Origin of the sequence: Acinetobacter sp. NyZ410 (assembly GCF_022828975.1) — a bacterium.
In the GTDB taxonomy this organism is placed as follows: Bacteria; Pseudomonadota; Gammaproteobacteria; order Pseudomonadales; family Moraxellaceae; genus Acinetobacter; species Acinetobacter guillouiae.
This window is the reverse complement of the sequence record NZ_CP094620.1, coordinates 4,291,016-4,306,778: the sequence shown is the minus strand read 5'-3', so window position 1 is coordinate 4,306,778 and position 15,763 is coordinate 4,291,016. Positions and strand designations below refer to the sequence as shown.

Here is a 15,763-nt window from a genome sequence, read left to right as displayed (position 1 = left end):
ATGATAAATGGCAATTTGCAATACCCAGCTTATAAGAATAGTAGGGTATTGACCCAAAAAGAAAACATAGCATGAAAAAAAAGCCCCTCAGGGCTTTCTTATCTCAACACATTCTTAAGGTAATTGCTTAATCGGACTACCACCCAAAGCTTGCATCAAAGTGACATAAGCATTGTATTGGCTTTGCTTTGCTTGGACTAAAGACAAACGAGCACTACGCGTGGTTTCTTGAGCATCCAAAACATTTTTTAAAGCAATTGCACCATTACGGTAACGTACATTGGTTAAACGTTCTGTTTTTTCCGCAAGTTCCAAGTTCTTTTGTTGAAAGGCGACTTGTTTATCTAGCTCAGTACGATTCGACAATGCATTTTCAGTATCCGCAAAAGCTTGGTACAAGGTATTGCGATATTGAACAATGGCTTTTTCATAGTCCAGTTCACTGATCTTTAAATTCTTTTGCATATCATTATATTGTAAAAACGGCAGGCTTAAGCTTGCGCCTAAAGTCAGTGCAGGATTTTTCAATAAATTTGTCAATGATGTGCTGGTTGAACCTAAATTCCCCGTCAAACTGATTGAAGGATAATAGCTGGCTTTGGTGGCATCTTTGGTCGCCAAAGATTCACGTAAACGCAATTCGGCTGCTTTTAAATCAGGACGGCGCGACAAAATATCTGCCGGTAAACCCGCTGAGATATTGGGTAGACTGATCTGCGGTAATTGCTGTGGTTCTTGAATATTTAACTGTTGCACAGGTATTTGTAATAACACTGCCAAAGCGGTACGTGTTTCAACACGTTGCTGTTCAATTTGGCTTAAACTGGCTTTTTGGCTTTGTACCGATTGCTCAGCTTGGGTCAAATCTAGTCCTGAAACAGCGCCAGCACGATATTGAGTACGCACCAATTCAAAGGTTTTTTGAGTAGCAGCTAGGCTTTGTTGGGCAGAGCTATAGCGTTCATTTAAATAACCCAATTGCCAATATAAATTTGCGGTTGTGGCAATTAAGGTCTGCCCAGTGGCTTGTAAGTCTTGTTCAGTGGCTAAGGATTCCCACTTCGATGCTTCAGTTTGACGTGCTAATTTTCCAAACAAATCCACTTCATAACTGACACCCGCACTGAGAGATAGACCTTTGGCAGCATCATCACCTGAATTGAGGTCAAAGCTATGGCCTGTAGATACCCCTGAATTAACACGAGGACCTTGTTGGTCTCGCGCTAAGCCAGCTCTTAAACGGGCTGTTTGTAAGTTAATCCCTGCAACAGCCAAATCAGCATTGCGTTGAATCACTTGATTGACCAGTTGATTTAACTGAGCATCACCAAATAAGGTCCACCACTGATCTGCATATAAATCTGCCTGAACGTGTTTAGATTTTGCATTGTCATAAACAAAACCATTTGGAATTTGAACAGCAGGGGCCTCGTATGGGGTTTTAACCACAGCCGCACAACCGACCAATGAACTCCCAAGAATCAAGGCGCTTGCAAGTTTGCTTAAATTCATTTGCATTAATAATTTCCTTATTCTTCGGTTATTCACGCGAAAGTGCATCAACAGGATTGAGCTGTGCTGCATTGCGAGCTGGGATAAATCCAAATACCACACCAATCAAGGTTGAACATACAAATGCCGCAATGATGGAGGTGCTTGAATACGCCATTTGGAAACTGCCTTTGGCAATATGTCCAATCAACTGTCCAATGCCTAAAGAGAGCAGGACCCCTAAGATACCGCCCAAAATACACACCAAAACAGCTTCGATCAGGAACTGTTGCAGAATGTCACTTTGCCGAGCACCTACAGCCATACGCACACCGATTTCTTGGGTACGCTCGGTCACAGACACCAACATGATGTTCATTACCCCAATACCACCGACAACCAATGAAATCACCGCAATGGCTGAAACCAGTAAAGTCATAGTTTGTGTGGTCTGTTCAATGGTTTGACGAATACTGTCAGAGTTTTGAGTAAAGACATCTTGTGCGCCATGACGTTGTTCCAACAAACTTAAAATGGCATTTTCAGCAACCGCAGTTGGATATTCATCTTTAATACGCACGATGATGCTACGAACATTGGATTGTCCTAACATTCGGCTCATGACGGTTGAATAAGGTAGATAAACATTGAGACTGTCTGAGTTGCCCATAAAGCCTTGCTGTGCATCAATCACACCAATGATTCGGCTTGGAACACTTCCCAATAACAGCACTTGCCCTACAGGGTTAGTGCCATCTGCAAAGAAAGTCTTTTCAGTATTGGCATCAATCACCACATCCTGCGCTCGCCCAGTGATACTGTTTTTATCAAAAGCTTGCCCAGATTTAAAGGTCATGCCACGCACATAGAAGAAATCCGCACTGACACCATTGACGGTTGCTGAAGCTTCGGTATCTTTAAAACGTGCTGTTACGCTACTATTGACTGTTGGACTGACTGCTTCGACATACGGTTGCTCTGAGAGTGCGTCAGCATCTGCTGGAACCAAGGTTTTAAACTGTGCTGTTTTCGAGTTATCACCAAAGCCACGTCCCTGAAAGACGGTAATGGTATTGGTGCCTAAACTGCTGATGTTATCAAGAATCTGTTTTTGTGAGCCATTACCTAAAGCCACCACCGAAACCACAGATGCGATCCCGATAATAATACCCAGCATGGTTAAAAAGGTACGCATACGGTGGGCATTCATTGCCAGCAAGGCCATACGGAAGGCTTCTGCAAAACGATCTAATGCAGAACGCCATTTAGATGACTTTTTACGATTCGACTTAGGTTCTGGATCGACAACAACATCAATCTCATCATCATGTTCAGGAACATTTGGCTTATCCGCGATGATGTTACCATCACTGATTTCAATGATACGTGTCGCATTTTTTGCCACATTCATATCATGGGTAACCAGAATAATGGTATGCCCTTTAGCATTGAGCTCACGTAAAATACGCATAACCTCAACACCACTGTGCTTATCTAGTGCACCAGTTGGCTCATCCGCAAGGATGACATCACCACCATTCATCAAAGCACGGGCAATCGAAACCCGTTGTTGTTGTCCACCCGAAAGCTGATTTGGACGGTTTTCAGTTTTTTCACCGAGTCCTAAGTCAGTCAAGATCTCATGTGAGCGCTTTTGACGCACACTCGGATCCATACCAGCATAAATCGCTGGGACTTCAACGTTTCCTGCAGCATTTAAATCACCCAATAAATGATAGCGCTGGAAAATAAAGCCAAAATATTCACGGCGTAATTGCGCGAGCTCATCGGGTTCAAGTTGACCTGTTTCACGTCCATTGACTTGATAACTACCTGATGTGGGTTGATCAAGACAGCCCAAGATATTCATCAATGTCGATTTACCCGAACCAGATTGCCCAACAATAGCAACCAGTTCACCGGGGTAAATTTTAAGGTTAATACTCTTTAAAATCTGAATAGTGGATTCACCCGCAGGGAACTCACGAATCAGATTACTGACCTCAAGTAGAGGTTTGATCTGATGATTGTTCTGATCCATGCTTAGAGTCTCATTGGGCCACTGTTTTTATTGCTTCGTTTTGCAGAGTCATTGGATGTATCTGAACCATCTGCTAGTACAACTTGATCACCTTCATTGAGGCCACGCAGTACTTGGGCGGTTACACGGTTATTTAAACCAATTAAAACTTGTTTACGTTGAGCACTACCATCCGCCTGTAAAACACGAACAATCGAAACCGAAGCTTTACCCTGATCAATCAAAGTCTTTTCATCTGCGGTGAGTTCAAGGCGTTCTGGGCGATCAGCAGCATTTTGTCCATTTTTATTTGCTTGACCTTGAGGTGCAGATGCTGAACGAGTTGAATTTGCACCAGAAGTGCCATTTGCGGATTTATTGGCGCGTTGTGGACGGTTTGAAGACTGTAATGCCGCAGCAGGAACAGTCAGTGCATTTTTGGCTTCAGCCAGAATGATATATACCTGTGCGGTCATATCAATTCGGAGTTTACCGTCATCGTTTGGTACATCGAATAGGGCATTATAATAAATCGCTGTACTTGATGATGAGGAAGATGAATTGCTTGATGTTTCAGTATTAATTGACTCTGGTGCAGGCTCTACTTGACGCAGTGTTGCATAGCGTTTTTTCTCACTGTCACCCAGTGTGGTGAAATAAACTTTTTGACCTTCTTGAACTTTCATGACATCTGCTTCAGACACTTGTGCCTTGATGGTCATGGTGTCCAATTTTGCAAGTTTCACAATAGTTGGTGCACTTTGGTTGGCGTTTACCGTTTGACCTTCTTCAGTCACAATGGCTACCACAGTACCATCCATAGGAGCAACAATACGGGTATAACCTAAGTTTTCTTGTGATGTTGCAAGTGTAAGCTTGGATTGTTCAATTTGTGCATTCATCGAAGCAATATCAGCTTGTGCTGTTTTAAATGCCGCTAAGGCACTGTCATAATCTGCTTTAGAGGTTGCATCTTGTGCAAACATATTTTTTTGGCGGTTATATTCTGCCTCAGCTTTGGCTAAAGTCGCCTGTTTGGTTGTCAACTGAGCCTGTTGATTTTTAATATTGGCTTCAGCCGTTTTCAAATCGTTGCTTTGACGTACTGAATCAATTTGTGCAATCAGTTGACCTTGTTTAACTTGGTCACCCAGCTTGACGTACATTTTTTTAACTTGACCTGAAACCTGCGCACCAACGCTCACCATCTTGGTTGCTTCCAAATCACCTGTTGCAAGAACTGCATCTTCAATATCACCACGTGTGACTTCTGAGGTTATATACTGCGGTTGTGTATTTTTAGGCTTTAATACGTACCATGCGATTGCGGCAATGATGGCAAGACAAACCGCTATAAGAATGGCTTTGGCTGGTTTTATTTTTGGCATAGCGATAATTGGGCTGAGAGAAAAATTGATCAAATTATAATGATTAAATAAGGATAAAGCGTGAATTTTTTAAAATAAATGGAAATGAGAATTATTCTGTATAATATTTACCTAAGCATTGATAAATAAAGTTTTTCCACATAACTCAGCAATACATTGTTGAATGATATGTTCTGGACTTTCTTTGCTGAGTCCTTTGATTGCAGCATCTACACGCAATAACAGTTGTGGCCAAGTTAAAAATGAATGTGGATTTAAGCGTCTAAGTGCTTGTTGATACAACGAAATCTTGGTTTTCCAAATGCCGAGCTGTAAGGCATTTTGTGGTTGTTCATACAATTGCATCAAAAGACGCATTTCTTTACTAATTGTCCATAAAATTAAACTGTTGGGTTCGCCTGACTCCACAAGATATTGGAAAATTTTAATCGAAAGTGCCAAGTTTCCAGCAATCAATGCATCACTTAAATCAAAGGTGCTATAACGTGATTGATCCTGTAAACATTCTTGTAAATGTTCAATTGAAATCTGTTTTTGATCTGGGAAGGTGTCGGCAACACGCATCAGGCTGTTTTTGGCAGCCAAAAGATTATGTTCATGATGTTGTTCAAGCCAGATCCAGGCATCTTGATTTAATTGGACACCGAGCTGATCTGCTTCGATTGACAATATTCGTTGACGGTCTTGCGGGTAATTTGCGGTTAAAGCAATCACAACACCATTGGCTTCAACGGTTTGAAAGAAACTTGACTTTAGACTACTTGAGTCTTGTTTGGGCATAATGATCACAAGCAAGTTGTGTTCATTATGTTGAATATAGTGTTTGAGTTGTTTGAGTCCATTGGCATCGGGTTTGATATTACCATGGACTTCAAGTGCCAGATTTTGAGAAAATAAAGATAAGCTATTCAAAGCATTAAAGACATTTTTCCAGTCGGAAACGCTATTGAGATCATAGCGTTGTCTTTCTACTTCATGTTTTGCCCAGCTTTTTCTTAAAGCATCGAGTAGGTTTTGTTCTAGAAGTGGTTCTTGACCATGTAAAATCCAAACACCTCGCGCTTCATCAACACGTTTAAGGGCTTGTAAATAGTCAAGTTTCATAGAATTATTGCGCTACAGGTTGGGTCGAAAGAGTACGTGCTTTAGGTAAGCGATTGGCTGCAATTTGACGTGACATTTGTTGTGCAATGTCATCAATCAAAATTTGGCTCAGATATTTATATTGTTGATCATCTGTGTTGACCGTTGCAACATCATATTGATAACTACGAGATGCATTTAAGGTCCGAGGTTCAGTAATCGGATTCCCTTGTTTATCTTCAATCTGGAAAGTAACACTTAGACGGAGTAGTGTTTCTACCAATTTACCATTTAACTCATGACGAACAGGTTTGTAGTCTAATACTCGTAATACATAAGCATCACTTGAATTACTCAGTTGGACACCTGTTGCAGTTAAATAAACACTGAGTTTCTTTTCAAGATCTTCAGTATTCGCTGGTAATACCAGTTGTAATTTGGTGTAAACCAAAGGTGTTGCTTGGGCATTGGTGCCCTTTAAATGAAAGCCACAACCTACTAAGCCCGCACTCAGACCCAAAGTTAATACAACTGCAGCAACACGTTGAACTAAATGCATGCTTTGTCCTCATGAAATTCCATTGGATATGGAATATTTAATCTTTATAAATTCACGCCATTTTAGAATCAAAGCCCGTTGAATGACAACGGGCTTTGTTTGGGTTTTGTTTATTGCATTTAGTCCCCCTCTTTTTAAAGAGGGGTTAGGGGAGATTTTTTTCATAAAATCCCTCCAAACCTCCCTTTTAAAAAGGGAGGCTTAAAAGCTTTTTAAACCACCAAATTCACAAGCTTATTTGGAACCACAATTTCTTTCTTGGTTGGACCTGTTAAGAATTGCTGAACCTCAGGTAATGCTTTAGCCAATGCCAATAATTCATCTTTTGATGTATCAACAGAGACTTCTAACTTGCCACGAAGCTTACCATTGACTTGAACTACGATGGTTTGTGTATTACGTGTTAATGCAGACTCATCAACCGTAGGGAACAGTACCGAAGTTAAATCGATATCAAACTCAGTCAATAAGGTCTGACTTAAGTGTGGTGCAAATGGTGCAAGTAAAGTCAGTAAAGTGGTAATCGCTTCACGTGCTACAGCAACATCGTTGTCATCTTTTGCTTCAAACTTATTGCTGGCATTGAGTAATTCCATCAAAGCTGCAATCGCGGTATTGAATGCATGACGACGTTCGATGTCATCACCCACTTTTTGAATCGTTTCATGAGTTTTACGACGTAGATCTTGCGCTTCAGTAGAAAGTTTCGAAGCATCAATTGCTGTTGCATGGTTGCCTTTTTCAAGGAAGCCTGCAACTAAACGCCATACACGTTTTAAGAAACGGTTTGAGCCTTCAACACCCGCATCAGACCATTCTAAAGATTGATCTGGTGGTGCAGCAAACATCATAAATACACGTGCAGTATCCGCGCCGTACTGGTCAATAATCGCTTGTGGGTCGATACCGTTATTTTTCGATTTCGACATTTTCTCTTGACCACCAACCACAACGTCTTGACCGTCACCTGAATATTTAGCAGAAAGTACACGACCTTTCTCGTCTTTTTCTAACTCAATATCCGCAGGATTAAACCAAGTTTTTTTGCCACTTTCCGCTTCACGATAGAAGGTATCCGCTAAAACCATACCTTGAGTGAGTAAGTTGGTAAATGGTTCATTGCCTTGTACCACACCCTCATCACGCATAAGTTTATGGAAGAAACGCGCATAAAGTAAATGTAGGATTGCATGCTCTACACCACCAATATATTGGTTTACAGGCAACCAAGATTTTGCTGCTTCGGGTTTAACTAAACCACCCGTGAAATCAGGAGAAGCATAACGTACATAATACCAAGATGATTCTACAAAGGTATCCAAAGTATCGGTTTCACGACGTGCATCACCACCACAGCTTGGGCATTTTGTTTGATAGAATTCAGGCATTTTATTTAAAGGATTACCTGAACCATCTGGAACCACATCTGTTGGAAGAACAACTGGCAGTTGATCTTCTGGAACTGTGACTTGACCACACTTGTCACAGTTGATCATCGGAATTGGACAACCCCAGTAACGTTGACGAGAAACCCCCCAGTCACGTAAACGGAATTGAACTTTAGAGCTGGCAAGACCTTGTGGTTCTAATTTGCTTAGGAATGCATCAAAAGCAGCTTGGAAGTCTAAACCGTCAAATTCAGCCGAATTGACCAATTTACCTTCTTTAGAACCGTACCATTCCTGCCATTCTGAAGCAGAGTATTCAGCATCATCTGAGCCTTTGGCATCAATGACTTGTTTGATTGGTAAGTTAAATTTATTGGCAAATTCAAAATCACGTTCATCATGTGCAGGAACGGCCATCACCGCGCCTGAACCATATGACATCAATACATAGTTTGCGATCCAAACTGGGATATCTTGACCCGTAACAGGGTGTTTAACTGATAAACCTGTTGCCATGCCTTTTTTCTCAGCAGTCGCAAGATCCGCTTCTGCAACAGAACCCATACGACATTCTTCAATAAAGGCAGCAAGTTCTGGCTTGCCTGCTTCAGATTGAATCGCAGCAGCTTTGAGCGCTAGAGGATGTTCAGCTGCAACCGCAACATAAGTTACCCCCATCAAGGTATCGGCACGTGTGGTATAAACCGTTAAACCATCTGCATAAACTTCAGGATTTGCCGACGGGAAGGTAATGTCCATACCTGTTGAACGACCAATCCAATTGCGTTGCATGGTTAAAACTTGTTGTGGCCAACCGTCTTTTAAGGTATCTAAATCGTCTAATAATTCTTGTGCATAATCGGTAATTCGGAAGTAATACATTGGAATATCACGTTTTTCTACCAATGCACCTGAACGCCAACCACGTCCATTTTCAACTTGTTCATTTGCAAGAACAGTTTGGTCTACAGGATCCCAGTTCACTGTAGACAGCTTGCGATAGATCAAGCCTTTTTTATAGAGCTGTACAAATAACCATTGTTCCCAGTGGTAATACTCTGGTGTACAGGTGGCAAATTCGCGATCCCAGTCGACAGATAGACCAAGTTTCTTCAATTGATCGCGCATATATGCAATGTTTTCAAATGTCCACTTTGCTGGCGCAACTTGATGGGCAATCGCTGCATTTTCAGCAGGTAAGCCGAAAGCATCCCAACCCATCGGTTGTAGCACAGTTTCACCTTTGAGACGGTGAAAACGGCTGATCACATCACCAATAGTATAATTACGCACATGACCCATATGCAGTTTGCCGCTTGGGTAAGGGAACATCGAGAGGATATAACGACGTGGACCTTCTACAGTGTCGGCAACTTTAAACGATTTGCGATCTTCCCAGTCTTTTTGGACTTGAGGCTCAATCGCATTTGCTTGATATTCAGGGTCAATATGAGTAGTCATAAATGTATTTGAGAATAATGGTTAAAAAACTGTGCACACAGCATAGCGCAAAATCCATCTAAAAGTGAATTTTGCACGCTTTTAAATCTGAAAAACTTGTGATTTTACTTTTAATTTAATTATTGACTGGGGCAACACTAATAGGTGTATTTTGCCCATTTTGTGGAACAACATTCGGCTGTTGTGTATTCGGTGGGTTAACCACTGGTGCTGGGGTTACCGGTTGAGTACCTTGTGGTTGCCCATTTTGTGGCTGATTTTGTGGTGTATGCGGCTGAGCTGTTGGTGCTGAGTTGGTGGGTGTTGAATCTCCATGATAGCCATAAGTATTCACCTTGCTTTGGCTACGCGCATTCTTCGGCGGTGGTGTGGTGGTGTAATGGGTAGAGCCTTTGCTGTCTACCCATTTATAATACTGTTTTGCATGACTGGCGCTGACCCCAACCACAGAGAATAAGGCAAAAATTGTCGATACAAAAGCCGTGTGTGCAAAGCGTTGACGTTGTTTCATTTTATAAAACCTTTGAGTCATTTTTTATTCAGATGAAAACGAAAAATCATTCTGCTATCTAATATACATCGGATTGTTTTCGCTTGATCTGGGTATTTTGGAAATCGTATTTATTTTATACAGAAAAATAAAATTTTAAATAATTCTTTTGCAATTTTATTGGCTTATAAGTCTTTGAAAATTTTATTTATAAGACAACCAAAAAAAAGGAATAGTTTTAAAAATAAACGCTTGGTAAATAAACAATAAAAAGCCTGATAGAAACCTTGACTTTGTTCGCTAAAACTACAAAAATGCTTGCTTTAGTTTCAGATGTTTTTTTCGATCACCCTTCGAGTAAAAATATCAAAGCGAGCAATAACATTTTCTCTAAGCCGAGAAAATGACTCTACCGAAGCATGTTTATCCCAACATATTTCAGTGATTCATACAGCTCAAACAGCTGCGTGACGATTTATTTTTTTATTGCTGCAAAAACTAGTAAATATGTGTGCTATAACAGAGCGCACAATCAATGAATGAAACACAGCCTGTGTCTCCCATAGCGCTGTGGAATAAAGATTAGGGTGAATACGTTGGAACTTTTATCTGGTGGTGAAATGCTCGTTCGTGCATTGGCGGACGAAGGCGTTGAACATGTTTTTGGATATCCAGGCGGCGCAGTATTACATATTTATGATGCGCTATTTAAACAAGATAAAATCAATCATTACCTCGTACGTCATGAGCAAGCTGCTGGTCATATGGCAGATGCTTACTCACGTGTGACGGGTAAAACAGGTGTAGTACTGGTCACTTCTGGACCTGGCGCAACCAACACTGTAACACCAATCGCTACAGCCTATATGGACTCAATCCCAATGGTGATTTTGTCTGGACAGGTTGCCAGCCATCTTATTGGTGAAGATGCATTCCAAGAAACAGATATGGTCGGTATTTCTCGCCCGATCGTAAAACATAGTTTCCAAGTGCGTCATGCAAGTGAAATTCCTGCCGTTATTAAAAAAGCATTTTATATTGCTGCTTCAGGTCGTCCGGGTCCTGTTGTGGTTGATATTCCGAAGGATGTCACCAATCCTGTCGACAAATTTGCTTATGAATATCCTGAAAAAGTGAAGATGCGCTCTTATCAGCCACCTCACCGCGGTCATTCAGGTCAAATTCGTAAAGCCATTGATGAGCTGATTAATGCCAAACGCCCTGTGATTTATACAGGTGGTGGTGTTGTTCAAGGCAATGCTTCTGCATTACTGACTGAATTGGCGCATTTATTGAATTACCCAGTGACCAATACGCTGATGGGTTTGGGTGCATTCCCAGGCGATGATGAGCAATTCTTGGGTATGTTGGGTATGCATGGTACATACGAAGCCAATATGAGTATGCATAATGCTGATGTTATCTTGGCGATCGGTGCGCGTTTTGATGACCGTGTAACCAATAATCCAGCGAAGTTCTGTACTAACGCGAAAGTGATTCATATTGATATCGACCCAGCGACGATTTCAAAAACCATTATGGCGCATATCCCAATCGTGGGTGCGGTAGAGCCAGTACTTCAAGAGATGTTGGTTCAATTGAAACAAATGAATGTTTCTAAACCAAACCCTGAAGAAATCTCGGCATGGTGGTCACAAATCAACGAATGGCGCAAAGTACATGGTTTGCGTTATGCGCCAGGTGAAAATGGTGTGATGAAACCACAACAAGTGGTTGAAGTATTAGACAAAGTAACCAATGGTGAAGCGATCATTACTTCTGACGTTGGTCAGCATCAAATGTTTGGTGCGATGTATTACAAATACAAACGTCCACGTCAATGGATTAACTCAGGTGGTCTAGGCACAATGGGTGTGGGTTTACCTTATGCCATGGCTGCGAAGCTTGCATTCCCAGATCAACAAGTGGTGTGTATCACAGGTGAAGCATCGATTCAGATGTGTATCCAAGAGCTTTCTACATGTAAGCAATATGGCTTAAATGTGAAAATTCTGTGCTTGAACAACCGTGCTTTGGGGATGGTAAAACAATGGCAAGATATGAACTATGAAGGACGTCATTCAAGTTCTTATGTTGAGTCATTACCCGATTTTCCAAAATTGATGGAAGCTTACGGCCATGTAGGTATCCAGATTGACCATGCGGATGAGCTTGAATCTAAGCTTAAAGAAGCAATGGCGATTAACGATAAATGTGTATTCATTAACGTGATGGTTGATCGTACCGAGCATGTATATCCGATGCTTATTGCAGGTCAATCTATGCAAGATATGTGGTTGTCTAAAGGGGAGCGTACTGAATGAGACATATTATTTCTGTACTCGTTGAAAACGAAGCTGGTGCGCTTTCTCGTTTAGTGGGGTTGTTCTCTCAACGTGGTTATAACATTGAAACTTTAAATGTCGCACCAACTGAAGATCCAACCATGTCACGTTTGACATTAACCACTTATGGTGATGACCATAAAATTGAGCAAATCACCAAACAGCTGAATAAGTTGGTCGAAGTGGTTAAAGTGGTTGATTTGTCAGAAGGCGCACACATTGAGCGTGAACTGATGCTGATTAAAGTCAAAGCATTGGGTTCTGCACGTGCTGAAATTAAGCGCACAGCGGATATCTTTCGTGCTCAAGTGGTTGATGTTACTCCAACGACTTATACCATTCAGATTGCGGGTACAACTGAAAAAATTGATGGCTTTATTGATGCACTTGCAGAAAACACAATTTTAGAAGTTGTTCGTTCTGGTGTATCTGGTATTGCTCGTGGTGAAAAGGTTCTTTCACTCTAGTTGCACCTCAACCAGTAATTAATTATTTGATTTTTTATTCCCTCATGTATAACCTCTCCTCGCAATAGGAGAGGGACTTAGACTAGAAGATTCAAAACAATAATCTTCAGGATAGGAAGAGGAAACACAGCATTTTAGCGGAGACAGCAATGCAAATTTTTTATGATAAAGACTGCGACTTATCTATCATCCAAGGTAAAAAAGTAGCGATCATTGGTTATGGTTCACAAGGTCATGCTCACGCGCAAAACCTTCAAGACTCAGGTGTAGACGTTACTGTTGGTTTACGTGCTGGTTCTACTTCTTGGAAAAAAGCTGAAAATGCAGGCCTTAAAGTTGCTGAAGTTCCAGCTGCTGTTGCTCAAGCTGATTTAGTGATGATCTTGACACCAGATGAGTTTCAATCACAGCTTTATCGTGACGTGATCGAACCAAACATCAAAGAAGGTGCGACTTTAGCATTTGCACATGGTTTCGCTGTACTTTATAACCAAGTTGTTCCACGTAAAGATTTAGACGTGATCATGGTTGCACCAAAAGCACCAGGTCATACTGTACGTTCAGAATTCCAACGTGGTTCAGGTGTACCTGATCTTATCGCGATTCATCAAGATGCTTCTGGTAATGCACGTAACGTTGCACTTTCTTACGCTTCAGGTGTAGGTGGTGGTCGTACAGGTATCATCGAAACTTCATTCCGTGAAGAAACTGAAACTGACTTATTTGGTGAGCAAGCAGTACTTTGTGGTGGTGCTGTAGAATTGGTTAAAATGGGTTATGAAACGCTTGTTGAAGCGGGTTATGCACCTGAAATGGCTTATTTCGAATGCTTGCACGAACTTAAATTAATCGTTGATTTAATGTTTGAAGGCGGTATTGCGGACATGAACTATTCAGTATCTAACAATGCTGAATACGGTGAATATGTGACTGGCGTTGAAGTGATCAACGAGCAATCACGTGAAGCGATGCGTAATGCACTTAAACGTATCCAATCAGGTGAATATGCGAAAATGTTCATCCAAGAGGGTGCATTGAACTATCCATCTATGACAGCTCGTCGCCGTCAAAACGCAGCTCACGGTATTGAAGTGACTGGCGGTAAATTACGCGCGATGATGCCTTGGATTCAAGCCAACAAAATCGTAGATAAAGAAAAGAACTAATTTTTAGTTTTTATCAAAGCCCACTCTTTTGAGTGGGTTTTTTTATGTTATATTTTAGCTAAAGTTAATAATAAAACAGAAAATAACATGACATTAAAAACATATTTAGTCAGCATTAGTATGCTTGGCTGTAGTGCTATATATCCCGTATATGCGCAGAATGCGAGCGTAGATGATTCTATGCAAAAATCTAGGCAGAATTATGATCAAGTTCAAAATACCCAAAATAAAGTACTCGATGAAAAGATTGCGTACAATGCTTTAGAAAAAGCCAAGCAGTCTTTAAATGCGGCGCATCCACAACAGGCCATCGCAGCATTACAGACTGCAATTCAGTATTTTGAAAAATATCAAAACAATAGCCACGATACTCTCTATGCAGCCAATGGCACTGCTGAAACCTTGCTATACCTGATGCTTGATATAGGAAAGCAAAAAAATATTCGAGTTTTTTCAAGTTGTTGGGCGGACTTATACTTTCAAGCCGCTTATGCCTTTATTGAACTGAATGATTTAAAGAATGCTCAAGTAAAGTTAAAAAGTACTTTAACACTATCACCTTTTAATAGTGTGTATTTAAAAGAGGCAGGCTTTATTCAGCAAGCACAAAACCAGTGGCAAGCCTCATTGGAAAGCTATAAAGCTGCTGAACAGCATCTGTATTTGCTTGAGCCTGAAGAAAAAAGATTGGCAATTCAACAGAGTGTAAGACGCAGTTTAGGGGTGAGTTTGATTGAATTAAATCAACTGGATGAAGCTACTCAATATTTTAATAAAGTTTTAAAGGTTGATCCCTCAGACGCAAAAGCGCGTAATGAATTAAAGTATATTGAGGAGTTGAAGAAAAAAGGTCATGTTGCCAAACAGCCAATTGGTCGCGTCTAAATCGCGCTTTTTAAAATCATCTTTAGGGTAGCAATTTTTAACTAATAAAAATTTATTTTGTGATAAATTACACATTATTGATTCTGGTTAAACGTGGTATTCAAGCATGAAATCTAAACTTCTCATCGCAATGACGACTTTGTCTATTTCATGCTTTAGTTTTGCTGAAACGCAGTCCACTTCGAGCAACACTGCGCTAAAACCGTTGAGTGGCGTACGTGTATCGATGCAACGTATGCTTAAGTCGAGTGAAGGTCGATACTTTATGAACCTTTATGCGGGGATTGCCCATCCGCACGGTGTGTTGACGGATTTAATGGATGGTACAACAACAGATTTTAAAGGGACACAAAAAGCTGATCAGTTGGATTTAAAGTCGATCACTACTGAATCAGATCCTTCTGTAAATGGTAGTGATCAATTAACTGGTCTATTAAATGCAAATACAGGTGTGTTTAAAGCATCATTGTTAAAGAAACCAAATACAGCTTGGCAGTCGATACAGTTTGAGCCTGCTTTTAAAGTCACCAATAAACCCGTTTTTATCTTTAAATTTTATGGTCAAGATGATGCCAATAGCCCTTATGGAAAAACCTTAAAACGTGTTGATGTGTTAAATAAAACCAACAATACAGTGGTACAGAGCTTGACAGGTTTTACTGGTTATCCAAACAGTATTGGCTATATGGATATTAATTTTGATGGTTATTATGATGTCATTGTGTCGGACTTGTCACAAGGTCGTACAGTCGATGATAAGCGCTATATTTACTGGATGTACAATCCAAAAACACAACAATTTCAACGTTCTCCGCAACTTGAAAAAATTATTGGTTTCCCAAGTTTACATGGTGAAAAACAACAAATTGATTTTGGTAATGGACAGCTTTATCAAGTTCAGAATGGTTTGTTAAATCGTATTTCTGATGAAAACTGATAATGGTCAAAAAACTGTCATTAAATAATCATTAAAATGTCAAAAACTTAGCCTAATCTATTCAAAAATGAAGAGATTAGGTA

General features: G+C 40.6%; 12 protein-coding genes. 5 read left to right on the top strand and 7 right to left on the bottom strand.

Annotation, left to right across the window (positions count from 1 at the left end; all coding sequences use genetic code 11):
* Window positions 1-114: 114 nt before the first annotated feature.
* The 7 genes from MTO68_RS20295 to MTO68_RS20265 form a co-directional block, all read right to left on the bottom strand.
* On the bottom strand, window positions 115-1,518 hold the full coding sequence (locus MTO68_RS20295) for an efflux transporter outer membrane subunit (RefSeq protein ID WP_166781803.1): 1,404 nt from the start codon (window positions 1,516-1,518) through the stop codon (window positions 115-117).
* A gap of 22 nt (window positions 1,519-1,540) precedes the next feature.
* A complete protein-coding gene (locus MTO68_RS20290) occupies window positions 1,541-3,532 on the bottom strand; it encodes a MacB family efflux pump subunit (protein ID WP_244014131.1) in 1,992 nt (663 codons plus the stop codon).
* A gap of 2 nt (window positions 3,533-3,534) precedes the next feature.
* The gene (locus MTO68_RS20285; RefSeq protein ID WP_244014129.1) at window positions 3,535-4,899 is read right to left on the bottom strand and encodes a MacA family efflux pump subunit; all 1,365 of its coding nucleotides are present in this window, start codon (window positions 4,897-4,899) and stop codon (window positions 3,535-3,537) included.
* Window positions 4,900-5,010: 111 nt separating this feature from the next.
* Window positions 5,011-6,003, bottom strand: coding sequence for a DNA polymerase III subunit delta (holA, locus tag MTO68_RS20280; protein WP_004725854.1), 993 nt, complete (start codon window positions 6,001-6,003; stop codon window positions 5,011-5,013).
* Between the two features lie 4 nt (window positions 6,004-6,007).
* Window positions 6,008-6,541: a hypothetical protein gene (locus MTO68_RS20275; protein ID WP_004725857.1), complete on the bottom strand. Its 534-nt coding sequence runs from the start codon at window positions 6,539-6,541 to the stop codon at window positions 6,008-6,010.
* Window positions 6,542-6,753: 212 nt separating this feature from the next.
* The gene (leuS, locus tag MTO68_RS20270) at window positions 6,754-9,390 is read right to left on the bottom strand and encodes a leucine--tRNA ligase (RefSeq protein ID WP_244014127.1); all 2,637 of its coding nucleotides are present in this window, start codon (window positions 9,388-9,390) and stop codon (window positions 6,754-6,756) included.
* 115 nt (window positions 9,391-9,505) lie between these two features.
* Window positions 9,506-9,901, bottom strand: a complete 396-nt coding sequence (locus MTO68_RS20265; RefSeq protein ID WP_004816974.1) for a DUF4124 domain-containing protein — start codon at window positions 9,899-9,901, stop codon at window positions 9,506-9,508.
* A gap of 575 nt (window positions 9,902-10,476) precedes the next feature.
* Between MTO68_RS20265 and MTO68_RS20260 the strand changes: the two genes are divergently transcribed.
* From MTO68_RS20260 to MTO68_RS20240, 5 genes are all read left to right on the top strand, one after another.
* Window positions 10,477-12,204: an acetolactate synthase 3 large subunit gene (locus MTO68_RS20260; protein ID WP_016539389.1), complete on the top strand. Its 1,728-nt coding sequence runs from the start codon at window positions 10,477-10,479 to the stop codon at window positions 12,202-12,204.
* Window positions 12,201-12,692, top strand: coding sequence for an acetolactate synthase small subunit (ilvN, locus tag MTO68_RS20255; RefSeq protein WP_004725868.1), 492 nt, complete (start codon window positions 12,201-12,203; stop codon window positions 12,690-12,692). Before MTO68_RS20260 ends, ilvN begins: the two co-directional genes overlap by 4 nt.
* Before the next feature lie 149 nt (window positions 12,693-12,841).
* Entirely contained in the window at window positions 12,842-13,858 is a 1,017-nt protein-coding gene (gene ilvC, locus MTO68_RS20250; RefSeq protein WP_004725869.1) for a ketol-acid reductoisomerase, read from the top strand.
* Window positions 13,859-13,945: 87 nt separating this feature from the next.
* Window positions 13,946-14,743 carry a hypothetical protein gene (locus MTO68_RS20245; protein ID WP_244014125.1) on the top strand — a complete coding sequence of 266 codons (798 nt, stop codon included), beginning with the start codon at window positions 13,946-13,948 and terminating at the stop codon, window positions 14,741-14,743.
* A gap of 106 nt (window positions 14,744-14,849) precedes the next feature.
* Window positions 14,850-15,680, top strand: a complete 831-nt coding sequence (locus tag MTO68_RS20240; protein WP_244014123.1) for a hypothetical protein — start codon at window positions 14,850-14,852, stop codon at window positions 15,678-15,680.
* Window positions 15,681-15,763: the final 83 nt, after the last annotated feature.

Excerpts from the sequence above, each read along its gene's own strand:
- holA (WP_004725854.1), bottom strand. The coding sequence starts at position 6,003 with ATGAAACTTGACTATTTACAAGCCCTTAAACGTGTTGATGAAGCGCGA.
- MTO68_RS20275 (WP_004725857.1), bottom strand. The coding sequence starts at position 6,541 with ATGCATTTAGTTCAACGTGTTGCTGCAGTTGTATTAACTTTGGGTCTG.
- leuS (WP_244014127.1), bottom strand. The coding sequence starts at position 9,390 with ATGACTACTCATATTGACCCTGAATATCAAGCAAATGCGATTGAGCCT.
- MTO68_RS20295 (WP_166781803.1), bottom strand. The coding sequence starts at position 1,518 with ATGCAAATGAATTTAAGCAAACTTGCAAGCGCCTTGATTCTTGGGAGT.
- ilvC (WP_004725869.1), top strand. The coding sequence starts at position 12,842 with ATGCAAATTTTTTATGATAAAGACTGCGACTTATCTATCATCCAAGGT.
- MTO68_RS20245 (WP_244014125.1), top strand. The coding sequence starts at position 13,946 with ATGACATTAAAAACATATTTAGTCAGCATTAGTATGCTTGGCTGTAGT.
- MTO68_RS20240 (WP_244014123.1), top strand. The coding sequence starts at position 14,850 with ATGAAATCTAAACTTCTCATCGCAATGACGACTTTGTCTATTTCATGC.
- MTO68_RS20285 (WP_244014129.1), bottom strand. The coding sequence starts at position 4,899 with ATGCCAAAAATAAAACCAGCCAAAGCCATTCTTATAGCGGTTTGTCTT.
- MTO68_RS20290 (WP_244014131.1), bottom strand. The coding sequence starts at position 3,532 with ATGGATCAGAACAATCATCAGATCAAACCTCTACTTGAGGTCAGTAAT.
- MTO68_RS20265 (WP_004816974.1), bottom strand. The coding sequence starts at position 9,901 with ATGAAACAACGTCAACGCTTTGCACACACGGCTTTTGTATCGACAATT.
- ilvN (WP_004725868.1), top strand. The coding sequence starts at position 12,201 with ATGAGACATATTATTTCTGTACTCGTTGAAAACGAAGCTGGTGCGCTT.